The following is a 24,336-nucleotide window of genomic DNA, read 5'->3' as shown; positions in this document are numbered from 1 at the left end:
AAATAATTCAACCTTTCATTTTACTAACTTACCGATTAAATAAATTAATTAGTACTGATTTAATCCTAGAACGATCCTCTTCAGAAAGTGCGCTGCCAGAAGGCAGGCAAAGTCCATTATAAAAAAGGGATTCGGAAACGTTTTTCCCATAATATGAAAAGTTAGAAAAAACAGGTTGTAAATGCATCGGTTTCCACAAAAGTCGGGATTCTATATTTTCTTCTTCAAGACTTACTCTAATATTTTCATTGGTGATTCCATTGGTTTTTTCGGAATCAACTAGTATTGTACTCAACCAATAATTAGAATAATAATCCGCATTGGGTACTGAATAAACTGAAACTCCTGGAATATCCTGAAACAAATCAACATAGAAATCATGCATCATCCTTCTCGATTGTACATGTGCATTTAGTACTTCCATTTGGCCTCTTCCAATTCCTGCCAGAACATTACTCATTCTATAATTGTATCCAATTTCACAATGTTGATAATGGGGCGCGTTTTCTTTGGCTTGAGTGGCCAGAAAAAGGGCTCTATCTTTAAGTTCTTTTGTTTTTGTAACCACTGCACCACCTCCAGAAGTGGTGATAATTTTACTCCCGTTAAATGACAATACACTTACATCTCCAAAAGTGCCACAACGTTTTCCTTTATAACTGCTTCCTAAAGCTTCCGCACTATCTTCAAGAATAGGTATTCCGTACTTAGTTGCTACTGCTCTAATTTCATCTGTTTTATAAGGTACACCATAAAGTGTAACGGCTATAATTGCTTTAGGAGTTTTCCCTTTAGCGATTCGGTCAATAATAGCTTCTTCCAGAGCAATCGGGCATAAATTCCAAGTATCCTCCTCACTATCGATAAAAACAGGTATTGCTCCTTGGTATAAAATAGGATTTGCCGAAGCTGTAAATGTAAAACTTTGACAAAGGACTTCATCTCCCGCTTTAACTCCTAATAAAATTAATCCCAAATGAATAGCCGCAGTTCCTGAAGTTAATGTGGTCACATATCCTGAGCCTAAATAATTTTCCAAATTAGCTTCGAAAACATCAATATTAGCGCCCATAGGAGCGATCCAATTCGTAGCGAAAGCTTCCTGAATGTATTTTTGTTCGTTTCCTCCCATATGTGGTGGAGAAAGCCAAATTTTGTTTTTAATCATTTTATGATCAATAAGATTCACACAAAAACTATAGAAATTCCTCTTAAAATAAAGTAACCCTAATAGTTTCAAAAATTATTCTAATATCTCCCCAAATACTGTGGTTATAATAATAGTCAAGATTCAACTTTACTTTATCAGGAAAAATAACACTGTCATTATAAAGCAATGGATTCTCTTGTTTATTCAAAATAGAATCTTCATTCGAATATTTTATAGCTGCAATACTGGTTAATCCTGGTTTCAATTCCAATAGTTTCCGACGCTCTCCTTCTAATACATCATAATATCCTGAAACATCTGGTCTAGGGCCAACAATACTCATATCCCCTTTTAAAACATTTAATAATTGAGGCAACTCATCAATTTTATACTTGCGAAAGAATTGTCCTGTTTTTGAAATAGAAATAGCACCAATAGCCGATGATTTTCTAATAGTTCGGACTTTAAAAATTTTAAATTGAGTTCCAAATTGACCTATTCTTTCTTGAGTAAATATACCATTGGTACGAGTATCAATAGCTGCTATTATAACAGATATAATAATTAACCAAAATAAGAAAGCCAATAAAAACAGAGCGAAAACAATATCAAAAACACGCTTTGCCATTCGAATAAAATTTTTACAGGTCCATTTTATTCATTTTTCTAACTACTAAAGCTCTCAATAATAAATAAGCAAGAGTCAACGTAAGCAGTAACTCTAGAATGAAAAGCCCTGATAAATTGCCTTGATTATCCATATAAATAATCAAACCATTAATACCCAATTGTAATCCAGCATAAATAACAGCAACTAAAACATGGGAAAAACTCATCTCATTTGCTAAATATTGATACAAATGAGAACGATGGGGTTCAAAAATATTTTCTCTTTTTTTAATTCGGTTCAAAATCGTTACAACAGCATCGATACCATATACCGAGAAAAAAAGTATATATCCGAATTGGTTGGTAACTATAATGGTTTTAATCATGAAATACCCTAAGAACAAAGCCATGCTTATGCTTCCTACATCTCCTGCAAAGGTTTTGGCTTTTTTTCTAACATTAAATATTCCAAAAACAAAACAAGACAATCCCATGGTAATCAACAAAGGCAAACTGGAAACTTGTGTAGGTAAAACCGAAAAACTAATAATGGCAGTAAGCGCATACAAAACAGTAATTCCATTAATTCCATCCATAAAATTAAAGGCATTAACCCAACCTATTAGCAATACAAATACAATGGGGAGTATCCATAAAGATTCCGTAAATAAATTTAAATCATAAAACACCAATCCCACAGCAATAACATGTGACGCAAAACGAGGTAATTGAGATAACGGTTTAATATCATCTATAAAACTAACGACCGCAACGATTACAACTGCCAATGCTATTTCCCAAGACACATAGCCTAGAATAAATGCAATACAAATAGCAATTGGAAAAATAATCCCACCTCCTCGTAAAGTTATAGTAGTATGGGAAGATCTGGAATTGGGTTTATCAATAATATTATATTTATCGGCAATTTTGAAATAAAGAAGCTCAATCCCAACCAATACAACGAGTAATGCAATATATATCATATTTTAAAATATAGGTATTATAGGTAATCTAAAAACTCTGAATCCTGAACACTGATCACTCTAATCACTGCCTACTAATTACTGATCACTAATTACTTACAATTTATGTTTTAATAATTCTAACAGATACTCGCCATAACCCGATTTTTTCAAAGGTTCAGCAAGTTCTTTTAATTGTTCTTCTGAAATAAAACCTTGTCTCCAAGCAATTTCCTCAATACAACCCACTTTCAACCCCTGACGTTCTTCAATTACTTGAACAAATTGTCCTGCTTGCATCAAACTATTAAATGTTCCCGTATCTAGCCAAGCCGTACCTCTACTTAGGATACCCACTTTCAACGCTCCTTTTTCAAGATATACTTTATTTACATCCGTAATTTCGTATTCCCCACGAGCACTGGGTTGAATGTTTTTGGCAATTTCAACTACTGAATTATCATAAAAATACAACCCTGGAACTGCATAATTTGATTTTGGAACTAATGGTTTTTCTTCAATAGAAAGTGCATTTAAATTTTTATCAAATTCCACTACTCCATATCGCTCTGGATCCGAAACATGATAGGCAAAAACAACGCCTCCCTCAGGATTCGTATTAGATTGCAATAACTCATCCATATTAGAACCAAAGAAAATATTATCTCCTAATACTAGTGCAACACTATCATTGCCAATAAACTCTTCCCCAATGACAAAAGCTTGCGCTAATCCATTTGGAATAGCTTGCTCAGCATAACTAAATTGACAACCTATAGCCGAACCATCACCCAAAAGTTTTTTGAAATTAGGTAAGTCATGTGGTGTCGAAATAATTAATATTTCATTTATACCAGCAGTCATCAAAGTAGATAATGGATAATAAATCATCGGTTTATCATACACTGGCATCATTTGTTTACTCATTGCTAATGTAAGTGGATGCAAACGAGTTCCAGAACCCCCTGCTAATATAATTCCTTTCATAATTTTTTTTGTTATTAGTGATTCGAAAAGCGTAATTCGAATTACATTCTTATTTATTATTTACATATCTGATAAGACCAAAAAGCATTTTTTTAATCTTTTCAATTTGACTTAGATAAATTTCAATCGAATTTATAAACTGTAATCGATTGGCTAAAATTAATTGCGTTTCTAGTTCAGATAATGAACCCATAGCGATATATAAGAACTGTATAAATTCTTTGTCTCCTTTTCTACCAGCACCTTCAGCAATAGTACTGGGAATAGAAACTACTGCTCTCTTAATTTGGCTTGACAATCCGTATTTTTCATCTGCTGGGAAATTTTTTGTTAACGCATAAATATCTTCTGCAAGCACCATCGACTGTTTCCATACATCTAAGTCTTTATGATCTTTCATTTGCACTAATACTGTCTATTTGGAGTTTCGAATTACGGATCACAATTAACGAATTACTTGTACTGTTTTTCATAATACGTAGCATATTCTCCCGAAGTAATATTATTCAACCAAGTCTGGTTTTCTAAATACCAATTTACCGTTCTTTCCAACCCTTGTTCAAAAGTTACTGAAGGTTTCCATCCTAACTCTTTATTGATTTTACTGGCATCTATAGCGTATCTCAAATCATGTCCAGGACGATCTTTTACATAGGAAATCAATTGCTCTGAACTACCAGTGGCACGACCTAACTTCTCATCCATGATTTTACAAAGCAATTTCACCAAATCAATGTTTTGCCATTCATTAAATCCACCAATATTATACGTATCATGATTTATACCTTCATGAAAAACCAAATCAATGGCAACAGCATGATCTTCTACAAACAACCAATCACGAGTATATTTCCCATCGCCATAGACCGGCAAAGGTTTGTTTTGAATAATATTATTGATAAACAAAGGAATTAATTTTTCTGGAAAATGAAAAGGCCCATAATTATTCGAACAATTGGTCAACACATAGGGCAAACCATACGTTTCTCCATAGGCACGAACAAAATGATCGGAACTGGCTTTAGATGCCGAATAAGGGGAATTAGGATCATAAGCAGTGGTCTCCGTAAATAATCCTTCAGCACCTAAACTCCCATACACCTCATCAGTACTAATGTGATAAAAGCGCTTTCCTTCATAATTTCCTTGCCAAGTTGTTTTGGCAGCATTCAATAAGTTCATAGTCCCTATCACATTTGTTTTTACAAAAGATAACGGATCAGTAATAGAACGATCCACATGCGATTCAGCAGCCAAATGCAAAACGCCATCAAATTGATGTTCAGCAAATAAAGCATCAATAAAAGGGGCATCTACAATATCTCCTTTGATGAAAGTATAATTGGACTCCTTCTCTATATCAACAATATTCTCTAAATTCCCTGCATAAGTCAAGGCGTCCAAATTGAAGATGCGGTATTCTCGGTATTTCTTAACGAAAAGGCGAACTACGTGAGATCCAATAAATCCCGCTCCACCTGTAATTAATATATTTTTCATATTTATATAATATTTGTCATTATGAATAAATGAACAACATTAAACTTTAAACTTTAAACAAACTGCTAAACTCTCTTTATAATCAGGAACTACAACATTATAAACCCTTTTAATTTTTGTTTTATCCAATAAAGAAAAAGCAGGACGTTTTGCAGGGGTAGGATAAGATGCCGAAGGAATTCCTTTTACATCACAAGAATATCCACCAATCTCTTGAATCGCCAAAACAAATTCGTACCAACTGATCTCCCCTTCATTCGAGTAATTATAAATACCTGGAATCCATTCAGAAAAAGTTACGATATCCATCATAGCCTGAGCCAAATCGGCAGCATAAGTTGGTGAACCTATTTGATCATTTACCACACTAATACTATCACGTTCTTGCAACAAACGTTGCATGGTTTTCACAAAATTATTCCCAAACCGACTATAAACCCATGAAGTTCTAATGATAATAGTATTTGGATTTACTTCAAGACAAGCCAACTCTCCAGCTCTTTTGGTGGCACCATATACATTAATAGACTGCGTTAAAGCTTCTTCTGTTAATGCGGTAGAAGAGGTACCATCAAAAACATAATCCGTAGAAATATGAATAAGTTTTACTTTATTCTCATTCGCATATTGCGCAAGTACTTTAACTGCTTGATGATTAACAATGTCAGCCAATTTTTGTTCCCCTTCTGCTTTATCCACTGCGGTATAAGCACCGCAATTTAATATGAAATTTGGACGAATTAACTCCAATTGAATTTTCAACTTAGACAAATGATCCAATGAAACTTGAGTTCTATCCCCGAAAACCCATTCATATTGCCAATAGTTTTCTGACAACACTTTCAACTCTGAGCCCAACTGTCCAGTGGCTCCTGTTACTAAAATTTTTTTCATTTAATTTTTAATAGTTTCAATTTCAAACACACTTCTAGTACGCTAACCTCAAACAACTAATCACTGAATACGGATCACTCCTTCTCACAGTCATATTGCGTTTATCGCACATCTACTCATAACCGAAAACTCCTAACACCCCCTTAAATTAAAAATGTCAAAAAACGACGATAAAACGGCGTGGTAGCAGTCCGCGAGTGGAGCCTTAAAGGCGAACGGCTCGGGCTGCGGAACATAGTTTTGAGGTAGTTTTTATGTTTTGAATTTTCAGGCTTGATCTTTTGTTTCTTTTGCATCAAGGCAAATCGAAGATTCAGCGAACACCACTAACAAAAAAAGTACAGTGAGCTAAAAGAAAAGAACACCCTTCAAAATAAAAAAACATCAATAAGAAAAGTATACGTTTAATTAAAACCTTCTCAAAACGCCCTTAAAGAAAAAGCGTAAGAAAACAACGATGAAGTAAAGTGGCAACAGTCCGCGAGTTGAGGACGAAGGACGAACGGCTCGGGCTGTGGAACGACGCTTCAAGGTAGTTTTCAAGCTTTTTATTTTCAGGCTTGATCTTTTGTTTCTTTTGCATCAAGGCAAATCGAAGATTCAGCGAACACCACTAACAAAAAAAGTACAGTGAGCTAAAAGAAAAGAACACCCTTCAAAATAAAAAAACATCAATAAGAAAAGTATACGTTTAATTAAAACCTTCTCAAAACGCCCTTAAATTAAAAGCATAAAAAAACAACGAAAAAGTAAAGTGGCAGCAGTCCGCGAGTTGAGGACGAAGGACGAACGGCTCGGGCTGCGGAACATAGTTTTGAGGTAGTTTTTATGTTTTGAATTTTCAGGCTTGATCTTTTGTTTCTTTTGCATCAAGGCAAAAGAAAAAGAAATGCGCTCAGTGATCCTGAAAGCAGCCACGCCCCCCATTATTAGCGATAACTTTGCGGATTTTGTGGTTAAGTATTAATACCTACCCCCACCCCAATCTTAAACGGTTAAACAGTTAAACATTTTTTAAACTTTAAACTCTTCTTAAAACTCCCAATCGATTTGATCAAAACCAGGCAAAATAATATCTTTTTCTGAAACGATTACTTCATTTGTATCTACTTGCCAATCAATTGCCAAACTAGGATCGTCATAACGAATCCCTCTTTCGCTTTCTTTATGATACAACTGATCTACCTTATACATCACTGAAGCGGTTTCACTCAAAACTGAAAATCCATGGGCAAATCCGTGAGGAACCATCAATTGCTTTTTATTCTCGGCACTTAAAATGACGCTGAAATGCTTTCCATACGTCGGTGAATTTTTACGTAAGTCAACGGCTACATCTAGGATTTCACCTGCTAAAACGCGTACTAATTTCGCTTGTGCAAATGGATTAATCTGCAAGTGCAATCCACGAATTACCCCTTTTGTTGAAAAAGATTGATTGTCTTGAATGAAATTGTACATTATTCCATTTTCATGAAATTTTGCTTGGTTATAGGCTTCAAAAAAGTACCCCCTAGAATCTTCAAAAATGCTTGGATTTATTACTACTAAGTCTTTTATAAATGTTTTTTCAATCGTCATTATTGATCTTATTTTTTAAATGATTCAAATGTTTTTAACATACCCTCTTTTGATTCAATGGGCAAAATTTTATCCATAGCTCTTACAATTTTAGAATTACTAACAACATAATTCTCCGTTAATTTTTGCAATCTTTCTGAATTGAGTGGTAAATATAAATAATCACCTAGCCTCGCTAACCCTTTAATCCAATAGGATGGTATATTTAAAATTCTGTTTTTCTTACCTAAACTACTTCCTAATAATTGTATTAATTCATTGGTTGATAAAGATTCATTATCTGATACTTGATAAACTCCGGATGGAATTGCCGTATTTTCTAATAACTCTTTGATAACAAAACAAAGATTTCCAATACTTAAAAAAGAACGTTTGTTATCAAAATCGCCTAATGGCCATGGTAATCCTTTGGAAACTAATTGATATAATAAATTTAAATTTCCTTTATTTTCTGGCCCATGAATCATACAAGGCCTTAAAATATAAACTCTTTTACCGTACGGTATTTGCTGAGATAAAATATACTGCTCGGCTTGCTGTTTAGCAATTCCATAATGAGTTTTGGGATTAGGAATCACATCTTCTGTTAATTCCCCTTGAACACTATCGGCTACAGCCTTAACAGTACTCATGAAAATAAACACCGAAGCATTAGATTCTAAGAATGAATCAAACAATTGCTTTGTCAATTCAAAATTAGCTTCATAATAATCTTTGGTATTCGACACCTTTTTTAAATCATGGACTTTCCCAGCCAAATGAATTATGGCATTTTCTTTTAAATCAAATTTCTGATTGGGGATATAACGAACTGTAAAAGACTGTATCGTGTGTGTGTCTTGTAAGTATTCTTTTAGATTACTCCCTACAAATCCAGAAGCCCCGGTTATTGCTACTTCCATTTTAATTAATACCTTTTATCCATAAATCAGATTCTTTCTCTACAAAGAGACAATGCAGCCAACCTTCTATAGATAGTTTTTCATATAATTCATTATTAATATTTTCATAACTTGAATTAAAAAAGTTCTTATCTAAAACAATATTATTCCTGTCAATTAAATAAATATTTTTAGTATTATAAAAAGAGTATCTTTTTATCTCACTATTAGTAGTTATTATTTTTTTTCCAGCCCCAATAGCTTCAAATGTTCTCATTGTGAGTCCTTTTTGTCCAGGATGATTAATATCTAAAATCACATTTGATTTTTTATATAATTCTAAAATTTGATTTGTTGTCAAACTCTCAAAACTTAATTTATTATAGTCAAATAATTGAAATGATTTATCAAATATTTTTTTATAGAAATACACTAAACGCCCATGGATAAAATAATAATAAAAAGAAGTTAATTTATTTTCATTGCACCAATTTATAACTATGTTAGTTATTCTATACCTATCTGAATGAGCAGTTCCTAAAAAAAGCAAATCATATTTTATTTTATTATCTGTTGTTTTTTTTATTTCATTATAAGAATCCAAATAAAACAAAGGCCTAAAATTCAAGTTGAAATTAATTGCATCATCTGGGTCAAAAGTGAACTTTTTATCAAAATATTTTAAAATTTTTGTTGGATGACTCTGATTTTTGAAAGAGTCCCAAGTATAAAAAATAAACTCACAATCGGGATGACTTTTTTTGAATGCTTCAAGAAAAAATTCTGGTACTACCTCTCCTCTATTTACAAACAAATAATGATAGGTATCATTATTTGTTTGTAAAAGAATTTTTTTATAGTAAGTATCTATTCTATGTTGATAAACACTCCTTTTTATCCTTATTATTCCTTTAACAAAATTATTATTAGACGGCCTTTCATCATAATAACTAACTTGTGCGCCGGAATCAACCAATTTTTTTATAATCTCCCTTTCAAGATTGAAAGTTTGTACCGAAAAAAAAAGGATGTTTTTGTTATTTAACTTATTCTTTAATATCATTTTAATAAGCCTTTAGACTTCATTTCTTCAAGAGATAGACTTAATTTATCTTCTTGTATTTCCTGTTCTAATACCCAAGAGGAAAATTTCTTGATACCCTCATTAAAATAGACTTTAGGTTCAAAACCTAAACGCTCTTTTATTTTTGTCAAATCAGCATAGTTGTGACGGATATCTCCTATTCTAAATCTACCCGTTACAGTCACCGAAACAGTAATTGCATATGCTTTTATCAAAGAATTTGCTACTTCAAGCACATCTATAGGCACACCTGTACCTACATTAAAAACATGACCATTCGCTTCTTCTTTTTCAATACCTAGAATAGTTGCTGCTACTACATCATCAATAAAAACGAAGTCTCTTGTTTCTAATCCGTCTTCAAAAATTTGTATTCCATTATTATTTCTAATTTGAGTAGAAAATATGGATAATATTCCAGTATATGGATTTGATAATGATTGTCCTGGACCGTACACATTTTGATACCTAAAAGCTACAGGTTCAATCCCAATTGTTGGGCAAACAGTCATGATCATTTGTTCTTGATTTTGTTTGGTAATACCGTACACTGATGAAGGATGAATTTTAGACTCTTCATCTGTAGCGACTAATTCCAAGTTGCAAAAATCATTAAATTTGACTTCAAAATCTCCCGCAAGCATATCTCCTTCGACTCTGTGTTTAGGATATACGGGGCCAAGTTCAGGGTGAATGTATTTCCCTTCACCATAAATAGAACGAGATGAAGCAATGACAATCTTTTTTACTTGATGTTTTTTATTAGCAAGTATATCTAACATAATTGCAGTTCCTTGAATATTGACTTCAACATATTTTTCAATACAATACATAGATTGGCCTGTACCCGTTTCAGCTGCTAAATGAACAATTATATCTTGATTTTCAATCGCTTTTTCCCAATCAGATCTAGAAGTAACAGTTCCTTTAATAAAAGTTACTTTTTCTTTTATACTGATATACAAAGGAGAAGTCTGCTCAGGATTTTCACCGTGAATTTGTGGTGAAAGATTATCTAAAACCGTTAGTCTGTATCCTTTTACTATTAAAGCTAAGGCGAGGTTGCTTCCTATAAATCCAGCACCTCCCGTTATTAATATGTTTTTCATTTTTGCTTTTATTATATTTTTTCCCATCTCTGAGTACTAAAATTAAATTTTTTAACTGGTTTAGCTGGTGAACCAACTGCTATAACATATCTAGGCAAGTCTTTTGAGACTACTGAATTAGCTCCTACGATGGTGCCTTTACCTATAGTTACCCCAGGCAATACAGAGACAAACTCTCCTAGCCAAACATTATCTTCAATAATTATTGGTTTAGATGACAAAGGTCTATCTATGGGTATACTATCTGGAACACTATCATTCTCATCCCCAGAATAACTCCCATGTGTACAATCTGATATGAAAATTTTACTAGCCATCAAAACGTTATCTCCAATAATCACATTATTCATTGCCGTAATATGCACATAGTCATTAAGTTGTACGTTTTTACCAAATTTCAAAACAATTTTTTCGCTTTCTGGAAATGCCTCAATTCTACATCCTATTCCCGTAGTTAATTGATATCCAAAATCAATATTAGATTTATTTCTAACATCAAATGGCAAGCGAATTAGCCTTGATTTTCTATAAAATAACTTTGTATGTATATATGATAAGACCAATTTTATTAATCCTTTAAATCCGTATCTCTTTAGCATATTATCTAAATTTTACAATCAATATTCTCCTAAAATATTTTAAAATGGAATAAAAAACAGCAATCAAATAAGTAAATAAGGAAATGAAATTTTGTTGGTATGCAAAAGATAGGTTTCTAAGTTCTCCTTTCTCCATTTCTTTGAGATTGGCACTTAAACCACTAACACCAAAACCTACTTTTCCTTGTCCGTATAAAATTAATTGCTCATTTAGTAAAACACAGGTGTAATTTTTAGCAACTCTCATGAAATAATTACCTTCTTCGGCATATTTTTGAGTTTCATCAAAAAAACCAACTTTATTAATTACCTCTCTTTTAAACATAACAGTTGAAGGTTGAAAATAATTTTTAAAAATTAATTTGGATAATGATATAAATATAATTTTAGGCTCTTCTTTACTCGCTTTAGTAATTAATCCCCCAACAAAACCAATTTCAGGATTTTTAGAAAACACATCCATTTGCTTTTCGGATTTATCAATCAACCACTCATCGTCAGAATCCAATAAGGCAATATAATCTCCTTTTACTAAAGCTAGCCCTTTATTTCTTGCAGAGGAAACTCCACCGTTCTCTTTATTTATTAATTGTATGTCAATAACCGAACTATTGTTTTTAATGATTTCTTCTACAATTCTTTGCGAATTGTCTTTCGAACCATCGTTTACTACGATTATTTCTATTTTTCCTTTATAAGTTTGATTCAATACAGAAACTATACAGGTTTCTATTGTAGATTCAGCGTTATACATTGGAATTATTACAGAAATCATAATTTTAATTTAAATATTAACCAATCTATTAATTGGTAATCTCATTTCAATTTAATACTATTTTAAAAAAGAGGCTTTCTTATAACCCCTAGCTTTTCAAATGCAATCTCTTCTATTAAACCCATTTTTGAACAAAACAATCGATATGCTTCTCCCGCTCCATCATATATGGATGATTCTGATTGGCAGTCATCAACAATTATTACTCCTCCAGGCACCAATAATTCGTATAACCTTGGAAGCACAGCTTCTGTAGGCTTAAACAAGTCAACATCAAAAAGGCAAAATGCAAGCTTCCCAATAACTGAATAATCAAATTCTTTAGCATCGCACTTAAAAACAGTTGCATCATTTATACCATGTGCAATTAATGTTTTTGTATACCATTCCTTGCTGTTTGATCTATAATATAAATAATTATCTACTTTACCTCTGTTATTTTGTTCATATAGAATGTCTTCTTTTGTAAACCCAAAAAACGTATCAATTGCATAAAAACGTCTTTTTACAGGCATATTTTTCATGAATTTATTAATTACCATAGATGTTGCCCCTCCACCAACACCAATTTCTACAACAGCTCCATCATTTTTGACTTCATCTAAAGTATTAAGAATGAAATTCAATTGTGAAATTGACATATCAAATTTCATTACTGGAAGGAAGTATCGATATAAAGGCAATTTAAAAAATAAATATTTTACTAATCGAAGAATTTTATTTTTCATATTACATTAATTACTAATTATTTAAAATTTAAACTGTGACTTTTTAATAGTTATTCAATCTTCCGAATTATTCTTGGGAATTATTACTGAAACCTTATAAACCATAATTAAATACTAAAAATTGTATTCCACTTGTCCATTATCTCTTCTTCTCCCCAATTACTACTTCTTGCAAAAGCTTTCTCTGAATATTCTATTCTTAAATCAAGATTTGACATTAACTCAGTAAGCTTATATACAAATTCATCTTCGTCCCCTAATGGTATTAAAACTCCACTATTGTCATTCAATATTTCATCAGGTCCTGTAGGACAATCAAAAGCTATTGTAGGCAATCCAAAGGAGACAGATTCAACCAAAACCATTGGGAACCCTTCACTTCGTGACGTTGAAACATAAATAGAAGAACTTTTATAATAGCGCTCTACGTCAGATACGGGTGATAATATCCTCACATTTGGAATAGCATTATCTGCAATAAAGTTCATCAATAGCTCCTGGTTTTCTCCCCCTCCAACTATTTTCAAATCCCAATCCTTAAGTGTTTCAATTTTCATTATTTTATCCCAAATCCTCAATAATGCCAATTGGTTTTTATCATTCGTTAATCGTCCAATATTCAGCACTGTTTTAGAATTCAATTCACATCTCTCATAGGGTAAATTAGATCTAAAATGGGGTATCAATACAGAGGGAAAACCCCTTTCTTTATACCAATTACAATCAGCTACAGTTGGTACTATATGAACTGGATATTTCTTATACAACACCGTTTTCATCCATTGATAGATAAAATTAAAATTGGATCGCGATCCATGTTCTGTTACGACTACCTTTTTTTTTGGTATTTTGGCTACTATCGTTTCTAAACAAGCATAAGGACTAATGATATAAAAAAAATCAGGATTTAATTCTTTAAATTTTTGGCTAAGCCTTTTTCGAACACCAAATAAATGCTTACCTAAAGTTAATACTCTACTAATACGACTATCCATATTAAGTTTAAGTTCGTAATCAAGGCTCACTATCGCAACATTTTCTGGCAATTCATAAAAAGTTGTCGGATTATCTTTCACTAATACAGTTACCCTGTAAGTAGTTGAAAAGTTTTTAGCCAAAGTAGCTATAACTCTTTCAATTCCACCTGAAGGAGTCATACTATTAATATAAAGTACAATATGTTGCATTATTTATTATTTAATTTATAAAATGTCCTAAGTGTCACCAAGAACATGTTATTAGGAGATTATTCTATGAAAATTTATTATTTTCTAAAACTAAACTTCCAAGAAAGCACATCTCCTAGTCTAAAATTATTTTATTGGTTACCATTGATAAGCAAACCATTTTTATCATTAGTAGATTGACTGTACCCTTAATTATTTGGGGTAAGCTACTAATATATTGTGTTCCCTATCAATATTTTATTTTAATTGGAATTTTTCAGAATATTTTTGAAGATTAAAAACTATATCTGTATTGTTCCTTGCTTGATCTAACTTTTCATAATACGAAACAATTAATTTTTTATTATCTAATATACCTTTTATAAATTCATTCATTTCATCCATACTATCAAATAATTTCCCAATAGCCCCAAATTTTTGAAAATTATATTCCCATTGCGTATTTTTTAATGCGATCATGGGCTTTCTGAATTTAATACAGTCAAAATAACTCCCACTTGAAATTAAATTATATTTATCATCTTCATTAAAAAAAACCAATAAATCACTTTGCAAAATTCGATTAGAATAGGCTTCTGGATCCATTAAATGATGGGCCCCTAAATCTGGAACATCAATTAATTTGTTGAATTTAATATTTTCATTTCTACCAATGATACAAAGTTTTAATTGTTCATTAATGATTTCTTTAGAAAAAGTATCTGCAATAAAATTCAAATAATGAGAATTCTTATTCAGAGAATTAACTCCTACAGTGGAAATAGTTAATGTCGAATACATTTCAGGGCTCCCTTGACACGACTCCTGACCATAATAATACGGTAAATCCATAGAGATAAAATGAGGTAACTCTGAATTCAATCTCGCACACAATTTTTTATAAACAAAGTCCGAAATAATAACAAACTTTAAATTTGTCTTAAATACAGAATCAAATTTATACAACATCATTTGGGCTATACCATCTAATTTATGAGAAAGAGATGGTTTTGAGGATAAATTCTGCAATTCCCCATGTAAGAATGCAAATACAGGAACTCTTTTAATTAAAAACAGACTATGGATTTTTAAAAAAATATTCGAATATGATCTAGATGAAAGCAAAAACACCTTTACACCTGATTCATTTTTATACGTATTTAAAATTGAAATAGTCAATTTTACAATTTTAAAAATGATATGTAATGATGAATTAGAAGTGCTAATTTCTTTAAATTCAATTTTATTTCTAAATTCTTCGGGAATGGAATTATAATAATCAATACTTGAGAAAAAAACCACTTTTTTATTCTGAGCTAATTCACCGTAAAGTAAAGATACAAGAAAAGTCATGTGCTCATTAGGTTTCCTAAACGGTTCAATAAAAATAGTCATGCAAATATTTTTTTTAATTTTTAATCATAATTTGTCTATAAAATAACTTCAGGAACGACAAGACCAAAAGATAAAATAAAAGCTGCCCAAATTCAGCTGGCACGCCACTCATCAAAGGACCAAATAATAATATATAAACAAATTCTCTATACACCTTACCAAATAAAAAAGAAGCTAATTGTACCATAAAAACAATTACAACTATTATAAATACAATGTTCATTAATAAAACATGTATACCCTTGATATAAGACAATAATAAAACACCTGGAAGAGCATACATTACACCATAATCACTCCCTGCATTTGGATCATAAATATTGGTAAAAAAATAGGTGTAACTTTTTAACTCATCTCTGAAAAATCCTCCAAAAAAAGGCCTAAAGAATTCAATAATAAAATCCAAATCACCAATATTCTTTTTTGCCGTTACAATTTGATGGTAGTGTTCAAAAAAAAATTCTACTGCACTCAAGCTAGACACCCTTCCAATTAACTTAGCCAATACAAATTTCACTAATTCCGTAGTGTCAAAAATCTCTATTAATTTAGCTTCGTCACCGTTTCGCAATGATTCCCTGTAATCAAAAAGCAAGGGGATAAATTGAAATGTTAATAAGAAAATAACACTAAAGATAATCAGCTTCTTTAAACTGAAACTCAATTTCCCAGATAAACTATAAATCAAAATTAGAAAAAGAAATACAAAAACAGAAGCTCTGCTCAATGATAAAATCATAAGCAAAACAATAACTATTATATTGTTTTTTTTGGAAAATAAATTAGAAACAATAAAATATCCTGAAATAACATAAGCGTCAATTCTATTTACAATAACAATAAATGGCTTAACAAAAAAAGGAACTTGATAAATGTCATGACTGGCTAACCGCCCAACCTTATACTTTAAAGCTAAAAAAATATTAATGAGTAATAACGAAATTACAACTGTGTCAAAATATTTTATCTCACCTATTGAGGAATACTCTTTTATTTCTTTTTGCTTTAAATAGAGATATAAAAAATAAAATGGGCAAATGGAAGCAATAAAAGACAGAAATAAAACAAACATATTTATATCTTCAAAAGCAGTGAAATCTCCATTTAAACTACCTGCATAAAGTATGTGAACTACACTAATAAACTGTATCAGTATACTAAAATAAAAGACATTTTTTAATGGAATTAAATTATTATTCAACAAAAGTAATTTCTATATTATTAATGACTTAACTAATTAAAAAAGTTTGTTTTTACTAATTACATACTTACAATAAAAAACTTCAGATATTCCTGAAATAACAGTCGCTATTACAATTACGTAAATATCCTTATAAATTAACACTCCAATAAGTGAAACTAATATATAAACGAAGAAAGCAACAAACTGATTATAGGTAATAAAATAGTACTTATTTTGAGGAACGAAAATAAAATTAATATAACATCCAACTACTAACCAAGTCAAAATAGTAACACTCAACATAAGAGTCAGATTATACGCTGGCATCATACTTTGCCCACCAAGAAACAAAATAGCATATTTTGCAAAAAGAGCTATCATTACAATAACAAACAACCCAAAATATATTTCATAGTTTATAATCTTTTTAACTAACGATTTATTAATTTTTTCTGAAGAAACTACTTTAGGAAATAGAGCACCGTTGATACTCATTGCCAATGATTGGGGTAACAATATTAACTTTGAAGCCAAATCAAAATAAGCAACCCCATTCATACCGATAAATACTCCTATAATAATGTTAGTACTTTGTTGACGAATGATACTCGTGGAAGAGGACCAAAAAAACGGTAATGCTTCTAAAATAGTTTTTTTTACCTCTATAAAAGAGGTTAATCTCATATTCAATTTCTCAACAAATAAAAGATAACAAAAAATAGATATTCCACTAAACAAGGTAGACAATGTCATTATAATAGAAAATAAATCCAAATCGTTCGGGCTACTTATAAAAAAAAATATAAACGGCAACGAAAATACTTTGAAAATAATTTGGAAATAAGTAACAATTTTCATCTTTTGGACCCCCTGAAAATACCATGTAGGTACTAAAACACTTAAAATAGTTTGAAAATAAACTATAAATAAAATGGCACTATATTTCTCAAGTGATTGAACAAAAAAAAGAACACTAAAAAAAAGAACAGAAGAACCAATAAATAAATACAATTTTGATGTTAACACATCAGAAATGGTTTTAGATTTTAATTCAAAATTTTTAGGTTCTTTAGAAATTTTATTTAAAGATGGAAGGTCAAATCCAAAAGAAATCAAAACAATAAAATAAGTAATTATTGACAATGAAAATACATAAGTTCCATAATTTTCAGCCCCTAATTTCCTGATAACAAAAGGATAGATAATAATATAAAACAGAGAATTCAACAACTGCAAAACAGTCATGAAAAAATAATTCTCAATAATCAATTTATTATATCGTAATTTCGAAATAATTAATCTTAATTTATTCATGAAAAAAGATCGTTTTTTTTCTCATCTTAGATTTTTAAGCTTAAATAAGCACTGTTAATAAGTGTTTTAGAACTGTAAAAGTTCAATAATGAAAGGTAGATATAAAAGGCATTAAAGATGAAATTGTATAATGAACTTCAATTAGAATTAACTTAATATCCTTTTCAAAATTACACCCAATACCATTAAAAAACCAAATATAAAGCCACCCATAACAATCCCTTCAGATTTACCAAATTTTTCCTTTGCTAATGGTAATATAGGCCTATCAATTATTTGAATTAAAGGTGTTTCTTTACGCAAAGTCACTTTAGCCAACTCTGATTGTTTTACCAACTCTGTCAAAATCGCGGTATTGGCTTGCACATCAACCTGTCTTCTGGATGAAGGTGCTCGACGTACATTCATCGCTGGGTTCAACCCAAAAGTATTATCAATTGCAACGGCTACACCAGTAATAGCTCCATTTAATTCTCTTCGTATGGAATCTGTTTGTCTTTCTAAAATAAACATATTCTCACGAGATTTCTTACTTTTTGTTTGTATATAAAAATCGGAAACGTTATTAGCCAAGGCTTCACAGAAAAATTTGGAAAAAAGCTCGTTTGTTGAAGCGACATCTATATTAATTATTGCAATTTTTTTATCCCTTTGACCAACTGACAATGCGGTCTTAGACAAATTAGTATAAATTAACCCTAAAATACTATCGTGTACACGAGTAAAGTTTATCCTTTTTGAATTTGGTAAAAACTGAATAGCTGCATATTTGGGGTTGCTACTCCATTTGTCTCTCCATTCGTTATTCTGAATGTACATTTCAGCTAAAGAAATAGTCTTCCCTTTGAAAACTACAGGGCTCATTAAGGTTTGTTCAACCATAGAGCGTGACTTAAACAATTCCGTTAAATTAGACCCTGTAAAAATACTACCACCTCCGCCTCCAAAATCGAGTCCTAATGAACTAGCTAAACCTAGTGCACTTCCTAAGCCACCACTTCCACCCTTTTCATCTTCTAATGCAAAAGACAAACTAGCCGTATAAATAGGCTTTTTTATAAATGAATAAGTTAACCCTAAAGCAGCTCCTACAACAGCTGCCAGCAGAATGACTTTCCATTGGGAAAGCAAATAAAAATACCACTCTTTGGCTTTATCAATGAGTTCTTTTAGCGTAATTTCTTGGCTGGCTATTTTCTTATTATCCATATTCATATCCAGTTATTATTTAAAAGTAGTAATAATTAATAACGCTAAGCTAGTAATAACACTCCCTATACTAACCCATTCTCCAGTACTCAGCTTTTTAACATCTGGCTTTTCTGGCACAATGATTTGGGAACCAGGCTTTACCTTAGGATATGATTTTATAAAAAAATAAGTGTGAGTAACAGCGGCTTTTCCATTGGGGTAAATAATATAGGCATTCTTTTTCCACCCTTTGGCGTCAACTCCACCCACTGCATTGATATAATATCTAAACCCTTTACCATTATCATATGGAATCTCCGAAGTCAACAATACATTCCCCGTCACTTTTACGCCTTCATTAAAGGTCGCAACCTCTATTTCATCACCAGGAAACAGCGTAACATTAGTATTACTATTTTTATTTTTAACAATCGATTTCCAATCTACAGGTATGACCGCAAATTTCAAATCTTCTTTTAGTTTTTTCTCTAATTTATTTTGAATACTGTCTTTCTTACCCAAATTCAAATTGATGCTTTCCAATTCTTCAATTTGTTTTGCTTTTATAGGTCGTTTTATTTTCACACCTTCGCTATTTGCTACCGCCGTCAAACCTCCTGCTCGTTCAATAATATCAAATACTTTTGTGTTTTTATTAGCCAAAACATATTTTCCTGAATAATTTATAGCTCCACTTATAGTTACCATTTCTGGTTTATCATACACTGCCATTCTACGAATATTAACCACATCAAAGGGGCTCAGCTCAAAATTTTCGGCTTGTTCATTATTATTCGGACTGATTTCTATATTAAACAATTCAGCTTTGTTAGGATTCGCATTGTCAATTTCTTCCGAAATAATCATTCGAGCCACTTCTACTCTCTTTGAAGCGGAACCAGTTAATCCACCAGCTTGTACCAGTAAATCATTTAAAGTTAATCCTTCATAATAATCATAAATACCTGGCTTTTTAACTTCGCCATCAATGGTTATTCTATATTCTTCTACAAAATCCAATATAGAATAAACCGTTACCACATCTTCTTTATTTAAGACGATATCTTCTTCCAGATTTCCTTTTAATGCCTTATCTAGATCAACATTCAGTATCTCCGTTGTTAAATTTGATTTTAACCTAATGATTCTTGCCCTTTTACTATAAGCATTTTCTTTAAGCCCATCGGCTTTTATAATTAAATCAGAAATGCGCATTCCTTCATAAAAAGAATAAGTATCCGGTCTAAAAACTGCACCTTCAATTTTAATACGGTTTTCAAATCGATTTAAAATTTTAGTAATTCTAAAAATATCACCCGATATTGGCTTATAAGTATTAAACTCCGAAGAAAGCACATCTTTCAACTTAAATTCTTTGGCAGTCTTCTGTAGTACATTAACAGAAGCTGTATAGGCAAACTCATTAAAACCTGAGGCAAAAGATAGCAAGTCAGAAAAAGTTTCTCCTTTTTTCATTTCAAAAATACCAGGACGTTTTACTTGCCCTTCTACCGTTACTCTTTGAGTATAAGCAGGAATGCGAATCACATCATTGTCTTTTAACCCTACATTATCAGATTGATCTCCTCCAACCAAAAATTTATAAATATCAACATTCCTGTAAACTTTATTGTCTCTTAACAATTCAATATTTCGATAACTTCCATTTTTCCCTGGGCCACCTCCTAAAAAGAGAGCATTATAAACAGTTGCTAACGAGGATATAGAATAATTCCCTGGTTGCCTACTTCCTATTAACGTCACCTTTATCGTTCTTATTCGACTTAGACTGACCCCTACTTGTGATTGCCCTGAAGCAACACTAGTATATACCCTTGCGATAGCACCCTTTATTTTTTGGGTAGCCGCTTCTATCGTCATCCCTGAAACAGGAATCTCTCCTACATACTGAATATTAACCTTCCCTTCAAATGATACTGGTATAGTAGTATTAAATTCTTGCACACCATATACACTGAGTTGCAATTCATCACCTGGGCCCAATATATAATTCATAGGTGTCGCTAATTTCAAATTAGGTTCAAAATTCAATGTTGGGTTATCAAAAAGCTCTGAACCAAAAATTAGAGAATTAATGGTGTCTTTAACTTTTTTATTGACTATTTTATCTTGTTCTCTTGTGATCTCTTTGGCTTCTAATTCTCCCTTAAGTCCATTTTTTTTATCAAGATTTGACAAACTAGAATGCTCTCCCAATCTAATTTTTAATTTAGCAAATTCACTTGCAGGCATGCCTTTAGACAAAGCCATTGGTTCCGCTTGTTCAATAGAAACGTTATTTGATTGCAGCTGAGCTTTTATCTTAGCGATATCACTATCGGATAAATAATCCACTTTTATCGTGCTCAAATCTTGAGCCTTGAATAAATCTTGAGCTACAAGTGATGATGATTGAAAAAGTGCCAATAGCAATACAATCGCAATAAATATTTTTTTCATGTTTAATTAAAATTAGTATTAGTCAAATTTTAAATCTTACGTTTTAGATATAAAAGGATAATTCGTCTTAAAGTTAAGTTAACTATTAAAAAAGAGTACACGGCTTCGCCCTAGTAAATCACATTTTTTGTGAATACCTTTCTCAAATTTCCACAAATTTATACTAAAAAAATAGGAATAGCTATGATTGTTAAGGGAAATAGACAAACAAAAAAATAGAGATTATAAAAACAAAATAGAAGAGAAAATAAAGGCAGGGTAGCTAAATATCTTAAAAAAAAGGCAAAACCTTCATTTTCAAAAACATGCATTATAACAAAAAAAAACTCACGAAATACAGTCATTTCGTGAGCTTTTGATAAAATTTAAATACCCTGGCCTAATTACATCTTAAATATTTTTTTATACCAAGAATCTTTCTCCATTTTTATTCCATAACCATAGCCATAGCCATAACCTTTCGTAGAATCAGTATCATTTAAGAGCAGACACATGTTTGGCAATTTATTTTCTTTGTATAACGTATTGGCAATATTCAACATGCGTTTCTCCAAAAAGTTAGCACGTGCCACATAAATGAAAGTATCAGCATGTTTAGCAATTAATAAAGTATCCGTTACCAAACTAACTGGTGCGGTATCAACGATAATATAATCGTATTTTGTTTTTAATTCCTTAAAAAGCACATCAACATTTTTACCCATTAACAATTCAGCGGGATTAGGAGGTATAATCCCCGCTGGAAGAATATGAAAATTTTCATATCCAGCATATTTCACAATTAAATCTTCTAATTTCAAATCTTTAGAAGACAAATAATTGGTAACTCCTCTTTCTGGTAATGTCAAATATTCATCTAATCTAGGATTTCTAATATCCATACCTATTAACAATACTCTTTTACCGGATAGAGCGAAGGTAGCGGCTAAATTTACAGACACAAATGTTTTTCCTTCGCTAGGAAAAGTAGATGTCAAAAACACAGTTTTCGCCTCACCATCCGGAACTTTGGTAAACATAAACTCCAGATTAGTTCTTATAATTCGCAACGCCTCGGCCGAGCTTGTTCTACTTCCAGATTGTATGATTTCAGAAGGAGAATCGGATGTAGGTACATCCCCAATAAATGGAATCATTGTTTTTCCCTCTAGATCCAAACGACTTTTTATCTTGGTATCTAGTAAATCATCGGTATAGATTATCCCAAAAGGCACCAATAACCCTAACAAAAGTCCTGCCAAATAAATAATATTTCTTTTAGGTGAAACAGGCATTTTATCTCCTCTAGCAACATCAATTACACGAGCATTAGGCTCTGTCGCAGCTAATGAGATCGCTGTTTCTTCTCTTTTTTGCAATAGATACAAATACAACTCTTCCTTCACTTTTTGTTGTCTGGCAATGACCCTAAACTGACGTTCCTGTACAGGTATTTTACCAATTTTAGCATTCAACAGCCCTTCTTCTCTGTTCAAATCTCTTTTTTGAATGTTTAAACTCGATTGCATGCGCAATAAACTCGTTTGTACATTATTTTTTAAGGAGGCAATTTGCTGATCCATTTTAACAACAGAGGGATTTTCAAGAGTGGCCGATTTGAGAATTCGATTGCGGTCTAAAACCAATTGGTTGTACGAACTAATTAACCCTGAAGCATCTCCCTCACCAGTAATAATATTGGTTGGCAATAAATCGGAATTCGTACTTTTTTTAATAAAACCCAATAGGGAAGACACCACATTCAACTGTATCTCCGTTTCTACTCCTTTTTTATTGTATTCGTTAGCCCCTTCAATAAACAACTTGGCTTCCGATTCGACATCAGTTACGTTATTAGACTTTTTAAAAGTTTGCACGTCTTGTTCTACACCGTCCAGTTCCTGAGTAATTAATTTCAGTCTATTAGCGATAAAAATAGAAGTATTCTCCGAGATGAAATTTTTATCTGCTGCAGCATTTTCATTATAAATCTGAGTTAAATTATTTAAAAACGCTTCTGCTTTTTTAATAACTGGATCAGTTATAGAAATAGCTACTACACTACTCGTTTTACTAACTGGTTCTACTATAAGTCGATCTTGAAAACTTTGAACTATATCTTCTAGAGGACTAACATGTATTCTAATCGTTTTCCCAGTTTTACTTGCAGGATAGGTATCATTTATTAATTTACTAATAACCAAATCACCAAATTGAGTCTTAATAGGCTTATCATATTGAAATTGACTTGTATTGCCCAGTACAACTGAGGAAGAATCAGTTTTCATTTGATCTATCAATTCAAAAGTTGACGCACTTAATTCCTTAAAATCTAAGTCAAAAGTACTTTCATAAAATTTATTTTTTTTATCCAAAAAACGAACAGAAATGGGCACATCCTGATAAATTTCACGATCCGATATTTTTCCATTGACGATCAAACTCGTATTTAAATCCAGTTTTTTTACCGTGATTTCGACTAAGGTTCTTGATTTTAAAATTTCAATTTCATTGTCCAGATTACTTTTCAAACCTCCACCCACGCCCAAATCAGCAAAAGCAGACAATTCCGAAAGCATGCCGCCTTTTTTCTCATCTTTTACTAAAATTGTTGTGGTGGTTTGATATTGAGGTACGGTATATCTTAAATATAAAAAAGAGCCCAGTAAACCCAAACAAATTGCCAAAGCAAACCATTGCCAATGAACCAAATATTTGTTAACAAATAATTTTAAATCAAAATCATTCTCAAAATCATCTTCAAAATTGTTATTATCCATGTAAAA

At 31.6% G+C, this 24,336-nt stretch carries 21 protein-coding genes; all 21 read right to left on the bottom strand.

Annotation, left to right across the window (positions count from 1 at the left end):
• Nucleotides 1-28 precede the first annotated feature (28 nt).
• Nucleotides 29-1,168, bottom strand: coding sequence for a DegT/DnrJ/EryC1/StrS family aminotransferase (locus AB3G36_RS06970; RefSeq protein WP_367757324.1), 1,140 nt, complete (start codon nucleotides 1,166-1,168; stop codon nucleotides 29-31).
• A gap of 43 nt (nucleotides 1,169-1,211) precedes the next feature.
• On the bottom strand, nucleotides 1,212-1,778 hold the full coding sequence (locus AB3G36_RS06965) for a sugar transferase (protein ID WP_367757322.1): 567 nt from the start codon (nucleotides 1,776-1,778) through the stop codon (nucleotides 1,212-1,214).
• A 13-nt stretch (nucleotides 1,779-1,791) separates the two neighbouring features.
• Nucleotides 1,792-2,745, bottom strand: coding sequence for a glycosyltransferase family 4 protein (locus tag AB3G36_RS06960; protein WP_367757320.1), 954 nt, complete (start codon nucleotides 2,743-2,745; stop codon nucleotides 1,792-1,794).
• 96 nt (nucleotides 2,746-2,841) lie between these two features.
• A complete protein-coding gene (gene rfbA / locus AB3G36_RS06955; protein ID WP_367757318.1) occupies nucleotides 2,842-3,711 on the bottom strand; it encodes a glucose-1-phosphate thymidylyltransferase RfbA in 870 nt (289 codons plus the stop codon).
• A 49-nt stretch (nucleotides 3,712-3,760) separates the two neighbouring features.
• Entirely contained in the window at nucleotides 3,761-4,111 is a 351-nt protein-coding gene (locus tag AB3G36_RS06950) for a four helix bundle protein (protein ID WP_367757316.1), read from the bottom strand.
• A 53-nt stretch (nucleotides 4,112-4,164) separates the two neighbouring features.
• Nucleotides 4,165-5,211, bottom strand: coding sequence for a dTDP-glucose 4,6-dehydratase (gene rfbB, locus AB3G36_RS06945; RefSeq protein WP_367757315.1), 1,047 nt, complete (start codon nucleotides 5,209-5,211; stop codon nucleotides 4,165-4,167).
• A gap of 39 nt (nucleotides 5,212-5,250) precedes the next feature.
• A complete protein-coding gene (gene rfbD, locus AB3G36_RS06940) occupies nucleotides 5,251-6,105 on the bottom strand; it encodes a dTDP-4-dehydrorhamnose reductase (protein ID WP_367757314.1) in 855 nt (284 codons plus the stop codon).
• Nucleotides 6,106-7,137: 1,032 nt separating this feature from the next.
• Nucleotides 7,138-7,686 (bottom strand): dTDP-4-dehydrorhamnose 3,5-epimerase, encoded by a 549-nt coding sequence (gene rfbC, locus AB3G36_RS06935; protein ID WP_367757312.1) that lies wholly within the window; start codon nucleotides 7,684-7,686, stop codon nucleotides 7,138-7,140.
• Between the two features lie 8 nt (nucleotides 7,687-7,694).
• Nucleotides 7,695-8,588, bottom strand: coding sequence for an NAD-dependent epimerase/dehydratase family protein (locus AB3G36_RS06930; protein ID WP_367757310.1), 894 nt, complete (start codon nucleotides 8,586-8,588; stop codon nucleotides 7,695-7,697).
• A 1-nt stretch (nucleotide 8,589) separates the two neighbouring features.
• A complete protein-coding gene (locus AB3G36_RS06925; protein WP_367757308.1) occupies nucleotides 8,590-9,630 on the bottom strand; it encodes a hypothetical protein in 1,041 nt (346 codons plus the stop codon).
• Nucleotides 9,627-10,760, bottom strand: a complete 1,134-nt coding sequence (locus AB3G36_RS06920; protein WP_367757306.1) for an NAD-dependent epimerase/dehydratase family protein — start codon at nucleotides 10,758-10,760, stop codon at nucleotides 9,627-9,629. Before AB3G36_RS06920 ends, AB3G36_RS06925 begins: the two co-directional genes overlap by 4 nt.
• A gap of 11 nt (nucleotides 10,761-10,771) precedes the next feature.
• Nucleotides 10,772-11,359 carry a DapH/DapD/GlmU-related protein gene (locus AB3G36_RS06915; RefSeq protein WP_367757304.1) on the bottom strand — a complete coding sequence of 196 codons (588 nt, stop codon included), beginning with the start codon at nucleotides 11,357-11,359 and terminating at the stop codon, nucleotides 10,772-10,774.
• Nucleotide 11,360: 1 nt separating this feature from the next.
• The gene (locus AB3G36_RS06910; RefSeq protein ID WP_367757302.1) at nucleotides 11,361-12,134 is read right to left on the bottom strand and encodes a glycosyltransferase family A protein; all 774 of its coding nucleotides are present in this window, start codon (nucleotides 12,132-12,134) and stop codon (nucleotides 11,361-11,363) included.
• 62 nt (nucleotides 12,135-12,196) lie between these two features.
• Nucleotides 12,197-12,862 (bottom strand): TylF/MycF/NovP-related O-methyltransferase, encoded by a 666-nt coding sequence (locus AB3G36_RS06905; RefSeq protein WP_367757300.1) that lies wholly within the window; start codon nucleotides 12,860-12,862, stop codon nucleotides 12,197-12,199.
• A 107-nt stretch (nucleotides 12,863-12,969) separates the two neighbouring features.
• Nucleotides 12,970-14,049 (bottom strand): glycosyltransferase, encoded by a 1,080-nt coding sequence (locus AB3G36_RS06900; protein WP_367757298.1) that lies wholly within the window; start codon nucleotides 14,047-14,049, stop codon nucleotides 12,970-12,972.
• Nucleotides 14,050-14,286: 237 nt separating this feature from the next.
• Nucleotides 14,287-15,423 (bottom strand): hypothetical protein, encoded by a 1,137-nt coding sequence (locus tag AB3G36_RS06895; RefSeq protein WP_367757296.1) that lies wholly within the window; start codon nucleotides 15,421-15,423, stop codon nucleotides 14,287-14,289.
• Between the two features lie 13 nt (nucleotides 15,424-15,436).
• The gene (gene wzy, locus AB3G36_RS06890) at nucleotides 15,437-16,624 is read right to left on the bottom strand and encodes an oligosaccharide repeat unit polymerase (RefSeq protein WP_367757294.1); all 1,188 of its coding nucleotides are present in this window, start codon (nucleotides 16,622-16,624) and stop codon (nucleotides 15,437-15,439) included.
• A gap of 36 nt (nucleotides 16,625-16,660) precedes the next feature.
• Entirely contained in the window at nucleotides 16,661-17,920 is a 1,260-nt protein-coding gene (locus AB3G36_RS06885) for an oligosaccharide flippase family protein (RefSeq protein WP_367757292.1), read from the bottom strand.
• 147 nt (nucleotides 17,921-18,067) lie between these two features.
• Nucleotides 18,068-19,135, bottom strand: coding sequence for a Wzz/FepE/Etk N-terminal domain-containing protein (locus AB3G36_RS06880; protein ID WP_367757290.1), 1,068 nt, complete (start codon nucleotides 19,133-19,135; stop codon nucleotides 18,068-18,070).
• Nucleotides 19,136-19,144: 9 nt separating this feature from the next.
• Nucleotides 19,145-21,571 (bottom strand): SLBB domain-containing protein, encoded by a 2,427-nt coding sequence (locus AB3G36_RS06875; protein WP_367757288.1) that lies wholly within the window; start codon nucleotides 21,569-21,571, stop codon nucleotides 19,145-19,147.
• 383 nt (nucleotides 21,572-21,954) lie between these two features.
• Nucleotides 21,955-24,330, bottom strand: a complete 2,376-nt coding sequence (locus AB3G36_RS06870; RefSeq protein ID WP_367757286.1) for a GumC family protein — start codon at nucleotides 24,328-24,330, stop codon at nucleotides 21,955-21,957.
• Nucleotides 24,331-24,336 lie beyond the last annotated feature (6 nt).

Source organism: Flavobacterium sp. WC2430 (assembly GCF_040822075.1).
Lineage (GTDB): Bacteria > Bacteroidota > Bacteroidia > Flavobacteriales > Flavobacteriaceae > Flavobacterium.
The sequence above is the reverse complement of the archived record's forward strand: the minus strand, read 5'-3'. Positions and strand labels throughout refer to the sequence as shown.